A 15,666-nucleotide genomic window follows, 5' to 3' on the forward strand; every position below is an offset into this window, starting at 1 on the left:
GTAGGAAACAATGCTGCTGATCTACTGCCCCTACTGCGAGGAAGAGCGCTCGGAGCTCGAATTCCGCCACGGTGGCGACGCGCACATCGCCCGGCCGACCAACATCGCCGACATTTCCGACGAGGAGTTCCAGGAATACTTTTTCCTGCGCGACAACCCGAAGGGGCTGATCTTCGAACGCTGGCGCCACATCCATGGTTGCGGCCGCTTCTTCAATGCGGCACGCGACACCGTGAGCGACAAGTTCGTCATGAGCTACAAGGCCGGTGAGCCGAAGCCGGATCTGCCGGGTGCCGCGCCCGCGTCCGAAAAGACAGTAGAAACCTATGAAGCCACGGAAGGAACCGCGAAATGAGCGGCGCCAATCGCATTGCCGGTCAGGGCCGCCTGACGCCCGCCAAGACGGCGCGTTTCACCTTCGACGGAAAGACCTATCAGGCGCTTGAAGGCGATACCGTCGCCTCCGCGCTGCTCGCCAACGGCGTGCATCTGGTCGGCCGTTCGTTCAAGTATCACCGTCCGCGTGGCATTCTTTCGGCCGGTCCGGAAGAGCCGAATGCGCTGATCGACGTTTCCCGCGATGCCGCGCGCCGCCAGCCGAACGTGCGCGCGCCGGTGCAGGAAGTCTTCGATGGCATGAAGGTGGAATCGCAGAACCGCTGGCCCTCGCTCGCCTTCGATATCGGCGGGGTGAACAATCTGCTGTCGCCGTTCTTCGCAGCCGGCTTCTACTACAAGACCTTCATGTGGCCGAAGGCTGCCTGGGAGAGGGTCTACGAGCCCTTCATCCGCAAGGCCGCCGGCCTCGGCGTCTCGCCGACGGAAGACGATCCCGACCATTACGCCAACCGCTATGCGCATTGTGACGTGCTGGTTGCCGGCGCCGGCGTCGCCGGGCTGTCTGCAGCGCTGGCAGCGGCTCAATCCGGCGCCCGCGTCATCCTCGTGGACGAGCAGCCGGAAGTCGGCGGCGCGTTGCACTATGATACGTCGGTGAAGATCGACGGCCAGAACGGTTACGACTGGGCACAGGCGACGGTCGAGAAGCTGAAGGCGATGGAGAACGTCACCGTTCTGACGCGCACGACGGCCTTCGGCTACTACAACCACAATTTCGTCGGCCTCGTCGAGCGCGTCACCGATCATCTCCCCAAGCCGGACAAGAAGCTGCCGCGCGAGCGCCTGTGGCAGGTCCGCGCCAAGCGCGTCATTCTCGCGACCGGCTCGATCGAACGCCACATGGTGTTCGCCAACAACGACCGGCCCGGCATCATGCTGGCCTCGGCCGCGCGCACCTATCTCAACCATTTCGGCGTTGCTGTCGGCCGCAAGGTCGGCGTCTATACGGCAAGCGATTCTGCCTATGAGGCCGCCTTCGACCTGAAGCGGGCCGGTGTCACCATCGCCGCCATCGTCGACAACCGCGAGAAGCCTGGTGAGGCGGTGCTGACCGAAGCCCGCAGGCTCGGCATCGAGGTTCTGACCGGTCACTCGGTTATCGACACCAAAGGCAAGCTGCGTGTTTCCGCCATGTCGGTCGCTCGCAACGGCGGCGGCTCGGCGCGGTCGATCGCAATCGATGCGCTGCTGATGTCCGCCGGCTGGACGCCCTCCGTGCACCTCTTCTCGCAGTCGCGAGGCAAGGTGGCCTATGATGCGGCTTCCGGCCGCTTCCTGCCGGGCACCTATGCGCAGGATTGCCTTTCGGTCGGTTCGTGCAACGGTACGGACGGTCTTCAGGCAACCATCGAGGAATCGCTGGCTGCCGGCGAACTGATGGCACGCGCCACCGGCAATGAAGGCGGCGCCAAGGTCGAGCTTCGCGGCGAAAACGCCTTCGAATGGACTGGCGGCATGGCCGGTAGCGCCGAAGGCGCCGGCGCCGACACGACCGTCAAGGCCTTCGTGGACTTCCAGAACGACGTCTGTGCCAAGGATATCCGCCTCGCGGTGCGCGAAGGCATGCATTCGATCGAGCACATCAAGCGCTTCACCACCAACGGCATGGCGACGGACCAGGGCAAGCTGTCCAACATCCATGGCCTTGCCATCGCGTCCGAAGTGCTCAACCGCGAGATCCCGAAGATCGGCCTCACGACCTTCCGCGCGCCCTATACGCCCGTCACCTTCGGTGCGCTGATCAGCCATTCGCGCGGCGCACTTTTCGATCCTGCCCGCAAGACGCCCATGCATGCATGGGAAGAAGCCCACGGCGCGGTCTTCGAGGACGTCGGCAACTGGAAGCGCGCCTGGTACTATCCGCGTTCGGGCGAGACGATGCACGACGCGGTCAACCGCGAGTGCCGCACGGTTCGTAACGCCGCCGGCCTCTTCGATGCTTCGACGCTCGGCAAGATTGAGGTCGTCGGGCCCGACGCAGAAGTGTTCATGAACCTCATGTACACCAACGCCTGGGATACGCTGAAGCCCGGCCGTTGCCGCTACGGCATCATGCTGCGCGAAGACGGCTTCGTCTATGATGACGGTGTCGTGGGCCGCCTGTCGCAGGATCGCTTCCATGTCACCACCACGACGGGCGGTGCGCCGCGCGTCATGCACCACATGGAAGACTATCTCCAGACGGAATTCCCGCATCTCAAGGTCTGGCTGACCTCCACCACGGAACAGTGGGCGGTCATTGCAGTCCAAGGCCCGAAGGCGCGCGAAATCCTCGAGCCGCTAGTCGAAGATATCGACATTTCGAACGAGGCTTTCCCGCATATGAGCGTGCGCGAAGGCAAGATCTGCGGCGTGCCGACCCGGCTCTTCCGCATGTCCTTCACCGGGGAGGCGGGCTACGAAGTCAACGTTCCCGCCGATTACGGGCAAGCTGTCTGGGAAGCGATCTGGGCAAGGGCCGAGCCGCTCGGTGCCTGCGCCTACGGCACCGAGACCATGCACGTTCTGCGCGCCGAAAAGGGCTATATCATCGTCGGCCAGGACACGGACGGTACGGTCACCCCGCACGACGCCGGCCTTAGCTGGGCCGTCTCCAAGAAGAAGACGGATTTCGTCGGCATCCGCGGCCTCAAGCGGCCGGATCTCGTCAAGGAAGGCCGCAAGCAACTGGTCGGCCTCCTGACGAAGGACCCGAACGTGGTGCTGGAGGAGGGCGCACAAATCGTCGCCGATCCGAACCAGCCCAAGCCCATGACCATGCTCGGGCATGTCACGTCTTCCTACTGGTCGGAGAATTGCGGCCGGTCGATCGCCATGGCGCTCGTCGCCGGTGGCCAGGCCCGTCTGGGCCAGACGCTCTACGTGCCGATGCCGGACCGCACCATCGCGGTCGAGGTCAGCGACATGGTCTTTGTCGACAAGGAAGGAGGACGCCTCAATGGCTGATCAAGCTCTTCGCAAGCCGCCGCTTGGCCGCAGCCATGGTGGTTCCGCCAGTGCACGCGTCACGCCTGCCGCACCCGCAACCCGTCTTTCGCTGCGCGCCGGCGCCGATGCCGTCGGCACGCTTTCGCTGGCCTTCGGTCTCGAATTGCCGCAGCGTGCCAAGACCTCCGCCTCGGTCGGCGGTCGTCACGCAGTCTGGCTTGGTCCCGACGAGTGGCTATTGATCGACGAGAGCGGCGCGGACCTGATGGGCATTGCCGGTGGCGTTTCGGCGCTGCATTCGGCAACGGATGTCTCCCACCGCAACACGGGGATCATCGTTTCCGGTCCCAACGCAGCGGAAGCTATCGCAGCGGCCTGCCCGCTCGATCTCGGCAACACGGTCTTCCCGGTCGGTGCTGCCGCGCGCACCGTACTTGGGAAGATAGAAATCGTCCTGCTGCGCACGGGGGAAGAGGATTACCGCGTCGAGTGCTGGCGCTCGTTCTCGTCCTACGCCTTCGGCATGCTGGCCGAAGGTGCGGAAGACGCCGGTCTCTAATGAAAAATCCCGCCCTTGAGGCGGGATTTTTTTAGACGTCCTCCGGCCGATCCTTCGGATCGAACTGAATGATGGTGATCCAGTCGGCGGTGAGTGCGGGCTTGCGCTCGTCCTCGATCTCCACGGAAACATCGTAGCGGATCGTCACCATGCCGGCGCCGCGGAAGCGCGCCTCGTCCAGCACGAACCGACCCCGCACGCGGGCACCGCTTTTCACCGGCGTGATGAAGCGGACCTTGTCGAATCCGTAGTTGATGCCCATCGTCTGCTCTATGATGCGCGGCACGCAATCGAAGTTCATGGCCGAGAGCAGCGACAAGGTCAGAAAGCCGTGGGCGATGGTGCCGCCGAATGGCGTCTCGGCCGCCGCTCGGACGGGATCGGTGTGAATGAACTGGTGATCCTCGGTCGCACCGGCAAAACGGTCGATCATCGTCTGATCGACGACGAACCAGCGCGAAATGCCGAGTTCACTTCCCACGAGTGCGGGCACATCTTTCAAATGAATATCTGCGGGCATAGGGCTTTCCATTGATCGATTGGCGTTCGTTCTAGAGACGCGCTTTGGCCGGGCAATGAATTTCAGTGGTTTTCGACAAGAATTTCGACTGTGCGTGCAGGCACCATTCCGTTGGGCGGACGGCCGACGGTGAGCAGGCTGACCCATTCGCGACCATCCGGCAAGGGAAGCGCCAGCGGCTGTTCACCATGGCTGCGATTGACGATGACCGCGAGGCGCACGATGCGCTGCTGCTGAGCGTCCGGTGTCTTGAAAAGGGCAACGAAGGTGCCTGCTCCCGGCTGCTCCCAGTCCTCCACGGTCATCGGCGTGCCGGCAGCGGTCAGCCATTCAACATCGCCGCCTCCGTTCAGAAACGTCGTCTCGGACAACGCCGGAAAACGCTTGCGGATCCCCGACAGCATGGCGGTGTGTTCGATCAGGCCGTCATCCAGATCCTTCCAGTCCAGCCACGTCAGTGCATTGTCCTGGCAATAGGCGTTGTTGTTCCCTTTCTGGGATCGGCCGCCCTCGTCGCCGGCTGTCAGCATCACCGTGCCGCGCGAGATGAAGAGGCTGGACAACAGCGCCTTAACGTCTGCCCGCCGGGCTGAAAGCACCACACCGTCCGTCGTCGAGCCCTCGGCTCCGTTGTTCCAGGAATGGTTCTCGTTGTGACCGTCCCGATTGTCCTCGCCGTTCGCCTCGTTGTGCTTGTGCGTGTAGGAAACGAGGTCCATGAGCGTAAAGCCGTCATGGGCGGCAAGGAAGTTGACGCTGCGTGTGCGATCCCCGCCATGGCGGGAGAAGATGTCCGACGAGCCCGCAAACGCTGTGACGAAGGCGCCGAGCTTGTGGCTGTCACCGCGCCAGAACATTCTCGTGTCATCGCGATAACGGTCATTCCATTCGAGAAAGGGAGCGGGAAAGTTGCCGAGCTGGTAGCCGCCGGGGCCGATATCCCAGGGTTCGGCGATCAGCACGCGCTCCTTCAGCAGACGGTCAGCGCAGATGTCGGCCAACAGGGCCGCATTGGCGGAAAAGCCGTCGGCCTCGCGGCCGAGAATGGTCGCGAGATCGAAGCGGAAACCGTCGACCCCGGCCTGACGCACGAAATGGCGCAGGCTGTCGATCACGAGCTGCCGCACGACGGGATGCTTGCCGGCAATGGTATTGCCGCAGCCGGTGTCGTTGATCAGTTCGCCCGGCCGATCGGGTACGTGGCGATAGTAGGTTAGGTTGTCGAGGCCGCGCATGGAGAGCGTCGTTCCGTGGCGGTCGCTCTCACCGGAATGGTTGAAGACGAGGTCGAGGATCACACCGATATTTTCGGCCCTGAGTGTGGCGACCGTATCGGCAAGCTCCTGCATCCCGCCGGGCACCAGACGCGGATCGAGTGCCATCAGCGCGATCGGATTGTAGCCCCAGCTGTTGGAAAGGCCGAGCGGCGGCAGATGCCGCTCATCGATCCAGGCGGTGATCGGCATCAGCTCGACGGCATCGACACCGAGCAGTTTGAGGTGCGCGATCACGGAGGGGTGGGCGAGTGCGCCGACGGTTCCGCGCATGGCCTCCGGTATGTCGGGATGCAGCATGGTAAAGCCGCGAACCGCAATCTCGTAGATGAAGCCGCCGGTGCGGAAAAGCGGCGGCTTCACGTCGACCGGGCGATCGTGTGTGACGATGGCCTTCGGTACGATATCGGCCGTTTCGGTGCCGAACTGCGTCAGGCGGGCGTCATGCACGAAGCGGCGGTCGAGTTCCTTTGCGTAGGGATCGACAAGCAGCTTGGCAGGATCAAACCACAGGCCATGATCGGGCGAGTAGATGCCGTCGGCGCGAAAGCCGTAGCGTGTGCCTTCCTGCGCGCCCTCGACGAAGACGCGGTGAAAGCCGTTCTCGTCCCGACCCATGGCGAGGCGGGCGAGTTCCTTGTCGCCGCTGGCGTCGAACAGGCAGAGATCGACACGCGCGGCATCGCGCGAATAGACCGAAAACTCCACTCCGTCCCCGGAGAGCGTCGCGCCCGGCGCGAAGGAGGGAGGGGTGAGGGCCATCTTACGTGATCACGCTGGGTTCTTGGCGGCCCGTCCGTGACTTGATGCCGGCGATCTCGTCGGCGACGGCAATGAGGTCGGCCAATGCTTCCTGCGTGTCCATGCCGTGGCGGGCTGCATCGGGCTCATAGCGCTCGATGTAAACCCGCAGCGTCGCGCCTGACGTGCCCGTGCCGGAGAGGCGGAAGACGACGCGCGAGCCGCCTTCGAACAGGATGCGGATGCCCTGGTTCCGGCTGACGGACTGGTCGACCGGGTCGTTATAGGCGAAGTCGTCTGCAGTCTCGACCGTGAGGGCGCCGAAGCGCTTGCCGGGCAGGGTCACGAGCTTGTCGCGCAGATTGGCCATCAGGCCGTTTGCAGCCTCGCTATCGACCTCCTCGTAGTCGTGGCGCGAGTAGTAGTTGCGGCCAAAGCTCGCCCAGTGCTGCTTGACGATGTCCAACACGCTTTCCTTGCGCACCGCCAGGATGTTGAGCCAGAGTAGCACGGCCCAGAGGCCATCCTTCTCGCGCACGTGATTAGAGCCGGTGCCCGCACTTTCCTCGCCGCAGATCGTGGCAAGGCCGGCGTCGAGCAGGTTGCCGAAGAACTTCCAGCCGGTCGGGGTTTCGTAGAGGCCGATACCCAGCTTTTCGGCAACGCGGTCTGCGGCGCCCGATGTGGGCATCGAGCGTGCGATGCCGGCAAGGCCTTGTGCGTAACCGGGTGCCAGGTGGGCATTGGCTGCCAGGAGGGCAAGGCTGTCGGATGGGGTAACGAAAATGCCCCGGCCGATGATGAGGTTTCTGTCGCCGTCGCCATCGGAGGCGGCGCCGAAATCCGGCGCATCATCGGCCATCATCGTTTCATAGAGCGCGCGCGCATGGACGAGATTGGGATCGGGATGGTGACCGCCGAAGTCCGGCAGCGGCATGAAGTTCAGCACCGAGCCCTTGGCGGCGCCAAGGCGGTTTTCAAGGATTTCCTTTGCATAGGGGCCGGTGACGGCGCTCATGGCGTCGAAAACGATGCGGAAGTCACCCGCGAGAAGGCCACGAATAGCCTCGAAGTCGAAAAGCTGCTCCATCAGCTCCGCGTAATCAGCGACGGGGTCGATGACGTTGATCGTCATCCCGGCGATTTCGTGCGTGCCTTCCAGGTCGAGATTGACGTCCTCGACGTCTGCGATCTTGTAGCTGTCGATGGTCTTTGTGCGGGTGAAGATGGCGTCGGTGATCTTTTCCGGTGCCGGGCCGCCATTGCCGATATTGTACTTGATGCCGAAGTCTTCGGTTGGCCCGCCCGGATTGTGGCTGGCGGAGAGCACGATGCCGCCGAAGGCCTTGTTCTTGCGAATGACGTTGGAGGCGGCCGGCGTGGAGAGGATACCGCCGCGACCGACGAGAACGCGGCCGAAGCCATTGGCGGCCGCCATCTTGATGGCGAGCTGGATGACCTCGCGGTTGTAGTAGCGGCCATCGCCGCCGATCACCAGCGTTTCGCCCTCAAAGCCTTCCAGCGAATCGAAGATCGACTGGATGAAGTTCTCCGCATAGTTCTGCTGCTGGAAGACCGGCACTTTCTTGCGCAGGCCGGACGTGCCGGGCTTCTGGTCGGTATAGGGCGCGGTCGTTACGGTCTTGATGGTCATAGGCTGATACTCTTCAGGAAAGGTTGGCTCGCGTCAGGAGACTGGAAAAAAGGTCGGCATAGCGGGCGGCGCTGCTTTCCCAGGAAACCTCCGCCTTCATGCCCTGGTTCTGGATGCGGCCCCAGACCTTCGGCTCCTGCCAGGCCTTGAAGACGCGGCGCAGCGCCTGGCGAAGGCCATCCGCATTGATGGGTGTGAACTGGAAGCCGGTCGCGACACGGGCGGAGAGGGCCGCCTCGTTGGCGTCGATAACGGTGTCGGCAAGGCCGCCGGTACGAGCGACGACGGGAATGCAACCATAGCGCAGGCCGTAGAGCTGGGTGAGGCCGCACGGTTCGAAGCGCGACGGGATGAGGATCGCATCTGCGCCTGCCTGCATGAGATGCGACAGCGGCTCATTGTAGCCGATGACGATGCCGATGCGTCCGCGATGCCGCGAGGCGGCGGCGAGAAGCGCGCCTTCCAGGCCCTGGTCGCCAGAGCCCAGCACCACTAGTTTTCCGCCCTGCTCGACGATCCAGTCGGCGACATCTGCGATGATGTCGATACCCTTCTGCCAGGTTAGGCGGCTGATGACGCAGAAAATCGGGCCGCCATCCTGCTCGATGTTGAAACGCTCGGCGACGGCCTGCCGGTTGACGGCGCGCTGCCTGAGCGAGCCCGCCGCATAGGGTCGAGCGATATGCGTATCGCTTTCCGGGTTCCAGACGGCCGTATCGATGCCGTTGACGATGCCCTCAAGGTCGGCCGCACGGGCATTGATCAGCCCTTCGAGGCCCATGCCATATTCCGGCGTCATGATCTCCTGGGCGTAAGTCGGGCTGACGGTCGTGATCGACCACGCCGTGCGCAAACCGCCTTTCAGAAAACCGACATCACCGTAGTATTCCAGACCGTCGACGGCAAAGGCTTGGGGCGGAAGACGCAGCTTGTCGAAGACATCGGCACCGAACTGGCCCTGGAAAGCCAGGTTGTGCACGGTAAGGATCGTTGGGATGTGCTGCAGACCGGTGTAGCGCATGTAGACCGGGGTCATCGCGGCCTGCCAGTCATGGGCCTGAACGATATCCGGTCGCCAGTCAGGCAACAGGCCGCGGGCGACTTCGGCCCCCGCAAACGAAAGAGCCGCGAAGCGCTGCCAGTTGTCGACGAAGTCGTTGCCACTGCCGTCTGTATAGGGGCCGCCCGGTCTGTCGAAGAAGGCGGGTGCGTCGAGCACGAGGAGATCGAGCCCCTCGTGCGTCACTGCGAGAATGCGGGCAGGCTCGCCGAGGAGATCGTCGAAGGTGGCGACAACCTTTGGTCCGGTGAGGCGCTGCATGACGATAGGATAACCGGGCATCAGCGTACGTACGCGTATTCCATGTCCGGCAAGCGCGAGCGGCAGCGCCCCGGCAACGTCGGCCAGGCCTCCCGTCTTGATGAGCGGGAACACTTCGGATGCCACCGAAAGGATATTCATGTCCGGGTTAGAGCTCCAGCTTGTCGATCATGTTCTGCGTGATGAGGCATATTCCGTTTTCCGAGCGACGGAAGTGCTTGGCATCGAGTTCCGGATCCTCGCCGACGACAAGGCCCTCGGGGATGACGACGCCGCGATCGATGACGACATTCCGAAGCTGCGCGTGCCGGCCGATCATCACATTGGGCAACACCACCGCACCATCGAGGCGCGAGTAGGAATTTGCCCGCACGCCGGTGAAGAGAAGGCTGCGGTGCAGCGTGGAGCCGGAAATGATGCAGTCGCCCGAGACGAGTGAGGAGATCGCCGAGCCACGGCGGTTTTCGTCGTCATGCACGAACTTGGCCGGCGGCTTGATCTCGGCGAAGGTCCAGATTGGCCAAGAGCTGTCATAAATGTCGAGTTCCGGCGTGATGTGGGTCAGGTCGATATTGGCCTGCCAATAGGCATCGACCGTACCGACGTCGCGCCAATAGGCCTCGCGTTCGAAATCGGAGCGCACGCAGGATGCGGTGAAGCGGTGCGCCACTGCTTTCCCGTGCTGCACGATATAGGGAATGATGTCCTTGCCGAAATCGCGGCTGGAGGTCGGATCAGCGGCATCGCGGCGCAGCAGGTCCATCAGGAACTTCGTGTGGAACACATAGATGCCCATGGAAGCCAGCGCCATCTCCGGATTGCCCGGAATGCCCGGCGGGTCTGCCGGCTTTTCCACAAAGGCGATGATCTCGTCCTTCTCGTCCACATGCATGACGCCGAATCCGGTCGCCTCCATGCGCGGGACTTCCAGGCAACCGATGGTGACCTGCGCGCCGGAGTCCACGTGCTGCTGAAGCATCAGCTCGTAGTCCATCTTGTAAATATGGTCGCCGGCTAGGATGACCATGTATTCGACGCCGTAATCCTCGATGATATCGATGTTCTGGTAAACGGCATCAGCGGTGCCTTCATACCATTGCGTCTCGGAGACGCGCTGGGAGGCTGGGAGGATGTCGAAGCTTTCGTTGCGTTCGGGGCGGAAGAAGTTCCAGCCACGCTGCAAATGGCGGATCAGCGAATGCGCCTTGTACTGGGTGGCCACCCCGATGCGGCGGATACCGGAGTTCAGCGCATTGGACAGCGCGAAATCGATGATGCGCGCCTTGCCGCCGAAATAGACGGCGGGTTTCGCCCGCCGGTCCGTCAGTTCCTTCAGGCGACTGCCGCGCCCGCCGGCTAGAACATAGGCCATGGCGTCACGGGCAAGGGGTTGAATGCGCTTCTGCTCCATAGGTGTCCTCCCGATTCTTGTTTTATGCATCCAGCTCGAGCATCAGCGTCGCCAACGGCGGCAGCGTGATATTGGCTGTTATCGTTCCATCGCCGTGTTTTTTTGCCTGGACGGCGCCACCATTCCCCTTGCCGCTGCCGCCATAGATTTCGGCATCGGTGTTCAGTATTTCCCGCCACCGTCCCTCCATCGGAAGCGGCACGCCGTAGTTCTCGCGGTAAACGGGCGTGAAATTCGTAACAATGGCGATCGGCTTTTCGCCCGGCGCCTTGCGCAACCATGCGAAGACGGAGTTCTCGCGGTCGTCGGCGATCAGCCATTCGAAGCCGTCGCCTTCGCAATCGCGGGCGTGCAGCGCAGCCTTGCGGCGATAGGTGCCGTTGAGGTCACGCACGAGCCGGCGCATGCCTTCATGCAGCGGATATTCCAGCAGATTCCAGTCGAGCGACCGTTCCTCGCTCCATTCCTGCCATTGGGCGAATTCCTGGCCCATGAACAGGAGCTTCTTGCCCGGATAGCCCCACATGAAGCCGTAATAGGCTCTGAGATTGGCGAATTTCTGCCAGTCGTCGCCCTGCATCTTGGCAATCAGCGAGCCCTTGCCGTGTACGACCTCGTCGTGGCTGAGCGGCAGCACGAAGTTTTCCGTGAAGGCATAGAGCAGGCCAAAGGTCATGTCGTTGTGGTGGAACTTGCGATGAACAGGCTCGCGCGACAGATATTGCAGGGTGTCGTGCATGAAACCCATGTTCCACTTGAAGCCGAATCCGAGGCCACCGTCGTGCACCGGTGCGGAAACCTTCGGCCAGGATGTGGATTCCTCGGCAATGGTCAGCACGCCCGGATGAGCGGCATAGACGCGCGCGTTCATCGACTGGAGGAACCGCACGGCCTCGAGGTTCTCGTTGCCGCCATACTCGTTCGGCACCCATTCGCCGTGCTTGCGGGAATAGTCCAGATAGAGCATCGAGGCGACGGCATCGACACGCAGGCCATCGAGGTGGAATTTCTCGGTCCAGTAGAGCGCGTTGTTGACGAGGTAGGAGAGCACTTCGGCGCGGCCGAAATTGTAGATCGCGGTATTCCAGTCGGGATGAAAACCTTGGCGCGGATCTTCATGCTCATAGAGGGCGGTGCCGTCGAAGCGGCCAAGGCCGTGTGCGTCCGTCGGGAAATGCGCCGGCACCCAGTCGAGAATGACGCCGATGCCCACCTTGTGGCAGCCGTTGACGAAACGCGCGAACCCGTCCGGCTCGCCGAAGCGCGCGGTGGGCGAATAGAGGCCGGTGGTCTGGTAGCCCCACGACGGATCGAAGGGGAACTCGGAGATCGGCAGGAACTCGATATGGGTGAAGCCCATATCGACGCAGTAGGGTATGAGCCGCTCGGCCAGTTCGTCCCAGGTGAGGAAGCCGCCGCCGTGCTGGCGCTGCCAGGAACCGGCATGGACTTCGTAGATCGAGATCGGCTGGCGGCGGGCGTCAGCCTCGGCCCAATGTTTCAGATGCGCCTCGTCTTCCCATTTCTGGTCGATCTGGCCGGTGGTGACGGATGCATTCGCCGGGCGCAGTTCGGAACGACGTGCGAAAGGGTCGGCCTTGAGCGGCACGAGCGCGCCATCCGGCCCGACGATTTCGTATTTGTAGGCATGGCCGGGTCCGATTTCAGGCAGGAAGATTTCCCAGATACCGGTGTCGCGTCGCAGGCGCATCATGTGCCGGCGACCGTCCCAGGCGTTGAAGTCGCCGACGACGGAAACGCGCTTGGCATTGGGAGCCCAGACGGCAAAGTGAAAGCCGTCGACACCCTCCACCGTCATGGGATGGGCGCCCATCTTGTCGAAGAGCCGAAGATGCGAGCCTTCGCGGATATAATAATCGTCCATAGGCCCGAGAACCGGACCGAAGCTGTAGGGATCGATGACGACCCATTCTCCACTTTCATTGCGCGCACGATAGCGGATCGGCTGCAACTTTTTGACCGACACCTCGCCGGCGAATATGCCGGCCGGATCCAGCTGCTGCAAGGTTCCGACTTCCTTGCCGGCTAAGGTCTGGGCAATCACCTGTGTCGCGCCAGGCAGAAAGCATCGGGCGATATGATGGTCGCCGGAAGCATGAAGGCCGAGAACTGCGAACGGATCCCAGTGCCGGCTTTCGAGGATTGCATCGATGTCCGCCTTCGCCAGAAGCTCTAACGGTTGGTCCGTCGTGCCTTTGTTCGGCGGTGTGGTCATCAAGCTCTCCAGATTTCCTTGGCGTATTGACGTATGGTCCGGTCCGAGGAAAACCAGCCCATGCGCGCTGTGTTCCGGATTGTTTTTGAATACCACGACGTTTTATCGTTCCAGATGCCGTCCACCTCGCGCTGAGCCTTGGCATACGCGTCGAAGTCGGCGGCCACCATGAACCAGTCGTGATTGTAGATACCGTCCACGAGGCCGGTGAAACGATTGCGGTCGTCGGGGGAAAAGACGCCGGAGGAGATGGCGGCGAGCGCCTGCGAAAGCTCTTTCGACTGCTCGATGATGGCGCGCGGATTGTGTCCCTCGGCCCGAACCGTTGCGACCTCTTCCGCCGTCATGCCGAAGATGACGATGTTTTCTTCGCCGACATGATCACGCATTTCGACATTGGCGCCATCGAGCGTCCCGATGGTGAGCGCGCCGTTCAGCGCGAACTTCATGTTGCCGGTGCCCGATGCTTCCATGCCCGCGGTGGAGATCTGCTCCGACAGGTCTGCTGCAGGAACCATGATCTCCGCAAGCGAGACATTGTAGTTCGGCACGAAGACGACCTTGAGCAGGCCGCGCACGGCCGGGTCGTTGTTGATCACGCGGGCGACGTCGTTCGCCAGCTTGATGATGAGCTTGGCGTTGTGATAGCTCGGCGCCGCCTTGCCGGCGAAGAGCTTGACGCGGGGCGTCCAGTCGAGTTCGGGATGCGAGCGAATCTGGTCGTAGAGTGCGACGGCCTCGATGATGTTGAGAAGCTGGCGCTTGTATTCGTGGATGCGCTTGATCTGGATGTCGAACATCGCGGTCGGATCGATGCGCACGCCCATGCGGCTGCCGACGAGATTGGCAAGGCGGTTCTTGTTGTCGCGCTTGATCGCGGCGAAACGCTCCTGGAAATCCCTGTTGTCGGCGAACGCATCGAGTGCTGTCAGGGCCTCAGCGTCGTCCATGAAGGCGTCGCCGATCGACTCGCGGATCAGGTTGAACAGGCCCGGATTGCACTGCATCAGCCAGCGACGCGGCGTGATACCGTTCGTCTTGTTGTTGATGCGGTCGGGGTAGAGCTTGTGAAGGTCCGCAAAGACGGTTTCCTTCATGAGTTCCGTGTGGAGCGCGGAAACGCCGTTGATCGAGTGGGAGCCGACGAAGGCGAGGTTGCCCATGCGCACGCGCCGTTCGCCCGATTCCTCGATCAGCGAGATGCTGCGGATCCGCTGGTCCTCGAAATCCTTTTCCTTGCGGGCCTGCAGAAGGATCTTCGCGTTGATCGCATAGACGATCTGCATGTGGCGCGGCAGCAGACGTTCGAACAGCGGAACCGGCCAGCTTTCAAGTGCTTCTGGAAGAAGCGTGTGGTTGGTGTAGGAAAAGGTGCGGCGCGAGATATCCCAGGCCGTATCGAAATCGAGGCCATGTACATCGCTTAGCAGCCGAACGAGTTCGGCGACGGAGACGGCGGGATGCGTGTCATTGAGCTGGATGGCCACGGCATCCGGAAGCGATGTGAAATCCGGATACTGCTGGAGATGGCGGCGCAGGATGTCCTGCAGCGACGCCGAACAGAAGAAGAATTCCTGGCGCAGGCGCAGTTCCTGGCCGGCCGGTGTGGCATCGGCGGGGTAGAGAACACGCGTGAGGCTTTCGGCCTTGTTGCTTTCCTTCAGTGCGCCGATGTGATCGCCGGCGTTGAACGCCTCAAGAAGAATCGGGTCGATGGGGTTGGCGGCCCAAAGACGCAGCGTGTTGACGCGTTTCGCCCGCCAGCCGACGGCCGGCGTATCGTAGGCGGTGGCGATAACGCGCTCAGCAGGCTTCCAGACGAAGCGCTGCTTGGCCTCGCCGATATTGATCGTTTCGACGACACCGCCGTAGCCGATCTCGTAGGAGCTCTCGCGCCGCTCGAATTCCCAGGGGTTGCCATGGGCAAGCCAGGTCTCGGGCAGTTCCACCTGCCAGCCATCGGCCATCTGCTGGCGGAAAAGGCCGTGCACGTAGCGGATGCCGTAGCCATAGGCTGGAACGTCCACCGTCGCCATGCTTTCCATGAAGCAGGCAGCCAGACGCCCCAAGCCGCCGTTGCCAAGGGCGGCGTCCGGCTCCAGCTCCGCGATGACATCGATATCGACGCCGAGCGAGGCGAGCGCCTGGCGCATCTCCTCCATAATGCCGATATTCGTCATGGCATCGCGCATGAGGCGGCCGATGAGGAACTCCAGCGACAGATAGTAGACGCGCTTGGCGCCCGTCGCATAGGTGCGGCGGGTCGAGTCCATCCAGGCGTCGGTGATGCGGTCGCGGGCGACGAGAATGGCGGCCGTCAGCCAGTCATGCGGCTTGGCCACTTTCGGGTCCTTGCCGATGCGGTATTTCAGGCGTTCCAGAAGCTCGATCGCCAGTTGTTCGACATTTGAGGTGCGGAGCGCCGGAGCGAGGTCGTTGCTGTTAACCCGGTTCATCATCGGTGAACTATGCCCCTCGCGTCATTCTGTTTTCGGTGCTTCGAAAAGCGCGTTTAAATCAATTTATGCATCTATCCGAAGCGCTTGCAATATGCGTTTTCAAGAAAGGACGCATGCATTTTAAGTGGAGCTAAAGGACTATGAAAATGACAAAAAGACCGCTG

10 protein-coding genes are annotated in these 15,666 nt (G+C 62.3%); 3 read left to right on the forward strand and 7 right to left on the reverse strand.

All coding sequences use genetic code 11. The annotated features are described in order from the left end of the window. Window positions 1-10: 10 nt before the first annotated feature. From MNR02_RS03145 to MNR02_RS03155, 3 genes are read left to right on the forward strand one after another with little or no spacing between them, the layout of a single operon-like run. Window positions 11-355, forward strand: a complete 345-nt coding sequence (locus MNR02_RS03145; RefSeq protein ID WP_241601865.1) for a sarcosine oxidase subunit delta — start codon at window positions 11-13, stop codon at window positions 353-355. Beyond that, entirely contained in the window at window positions 352-3,345 is a 2,994-nt protein-coding gene (locus MNR02_RS03150) for a sarcosine oxidase subunit alpha (RefSeq protein ID WP_241948052.1), read from the forward strand. Before MNR02_RS03145 ends, MNR02_RS03150 begins: the two co-directional genes overlap by 4 nt. After that, a complete protein-coding gene (locus MNR02_RS03155) occupies window positions 3,338-3,886 on the forward strand; it encodes a sarcosine oxidase subunit gamma (RefSeq protein WP_241948053.1) in 549 nt (182 codons plus the stop codon). The genes MNR02_RS03150 and MNR02_RS03155 overlap by 8 nt, the downstream gene beginning before the upstream one ends. A gap of 31 nt (window positions 3,887-3,917) precedes the next feature. On the opposite strand, the gene MNR02_RS03160 is transcribed toward MNR02_RS03155, so the two are convergent. The 7 genes from MNR02_RS03160 to MNR02_RS03190 form a co-directional block, all read right to left on the reverse strand. Further along, window positions 3,918-4,406 carry a MaoC family dehydratase gene (locus MNR02_RS03160; RefSeq protein ID WP_241948054.1) on the reverse strand — a complete coding sequence of 163 codons (489 nt, stop codon included), beginning with the start codon at window positions 4,404-4,406 and terminating at the stop codon, window positions 3,918-3,920. A 62-nt stretch (window positions 4,407-4,468) separates the two neighbouring features. Then, a complete protein-coding gene (glgX, locus tag MNR02_RS03165; protein WP_241948055.1) occupies window positions 4,469-6,442 on the reverse strand; it encodes a glycogen debranching protein GlgX in 1,974 nt (657 codons plus the stop codon). Between the two features lies 1 nt (window position 6,443). Then, complete coding sequence (locus MNR02_RS03170) at window positions 6,444-8,075, reverse strand: alpha-D-glucose phosphate-specific phosphoglucomutase (protein WP_241948056.1); 1,632 nt, start codon at window positions 8,073-8,075, stop codon at window positions 6,444-6,446. 13 nt (window positions 8,076-8,088) lie between these two features. Beyond that, entirely contained in the window at window positions 8,089-9,537 is a 1,449-nt protein-coding gene (glgA, locus tag MNR02_RS03175) for a glycogen synthase GlgA (RefSeq protein WP_241948057.1), read from the reverse strand. A gap of 7 nt (window positions 9,538-9,544) precedes the next feature. Continuing rightward, window positions 9,545-10,807, reverse strand: coding sequence for a glucose-1-phosphate adenylyltransferase (glgC, locus tag MNR02_RS03180; RefSeq protein ID WP_241601875.1), 1,263 nt, complete (start codon window positions 10,805-10,807; stop codon window positions 9,545-9,547). 22 nt (window positions 10,808-10,829) lie between these two features. Next, window positions 10,830-13,043 carry a 1,4-alpha-glucan branching protein GlgB gene (gene glgB, locus MNR02_RS03185; RefSeq protein ID WP_241948058.1) on the reverse strand — a complete coding sequence of 738 codons (2,214 nt, stop codon included), beginning with the start codon at window positions 13,041-13,043 and terminating at the stop codon, window positions 10,830-10,832. Then, window positions 13,043-15,502, reverse strand: coding sequence for a glycogen/starch/alpha-glucan phosphorylase (locus tag MNR02_RS03190; RefSeq protein WP_241948059.1), 2,460 nt, complete (start codon window positions 15,500-15,502; stop codon window positions 13,043-13,045). The genes glgB and MNR02_RS03190 overlap by 1 nt, the downstream gene beginning before the upstream one ends. Window positions 15,503-15,666: the final 164 nt, after the last annotated feature.

It is taken from the genome of Shinella sp. H4-D48 (assembly GCF_022637395.1).
In the GTDB taxonomy this organism is placed as follows: Bacteria; Pseudomonadota; Alphaproteobacteria; order Rhizobiales; family Rhizobiaceae; genus Shinella; species Shinella sedimenti.

Coding starts and splice junctions, on each gene's coding strand:
- MNR02_RS03145 (WP_241601865.1), top strand. CDS start 11: ATGCTGCTGATCTACTGCCCCTACTGCGAGGAAGAGCGCTCGGAGCTC.
- MNR02_RS03150 (WP_241948052.1), top strand. CDS start 352: ATGAGCGGCGCCAATCGCATTGCCGGTCAGGGCCGCCTGACGCCCGCC.
- MNR02_RS03155 (WP_241948053.1), top strand. CDS start 3,338: ATGGCTGATCAAGCTCTTCGCAAGCCGCCGCTTGGCCGCAGCCATGGT.
- MNR02_RS03160 (WP_241948054.1), bottom strand. CDS start 4,406: ATGCCCGCAGATATTCATTTGAAAGATGTGCCCGCACTCGTGGGAAGT.
- glgX (WP_241948055.1), bottom strand. CDS start 6,442: ATGGCCCTCACCCCTCCCTCCTTCGCGCCGGGCGCGACGCTCTCCGGG.
- MNR02_RS03170 (WP_241948056.1), bottom strand. CDS start 8,075: ATGACCATCAAGACCGTAACGACCGCGCCCTATACCGACCAGAAGCCC.
- glgA (WP_241948057.1), bottom strand. CDS start 9,537: ATGAATATCCTTTCGGTGGCATCCGAAGTGTTCCCGCTCATCAAGACG.
- glgC (WP_241601875.1), bottom strand. CDS start 10,807: ATGGAGCAGAAGCGCATTCAACCCCTTGCCCGTGACGCCATGGCCTAT.
- glgB (WP_241948058.1), bottom strand. CDS start 13,043: ATGACCACACCGCCGAACAAAGGCACGACGGACCAACCGTTAGAGCTT.
- MNR02_RS03190 (WP_241948059.1), bottom strand. CDS start 15,502: ATGATGAACCGGGTTAACAGCAACGACCTCGCTCCGGCGCTCCGCACC.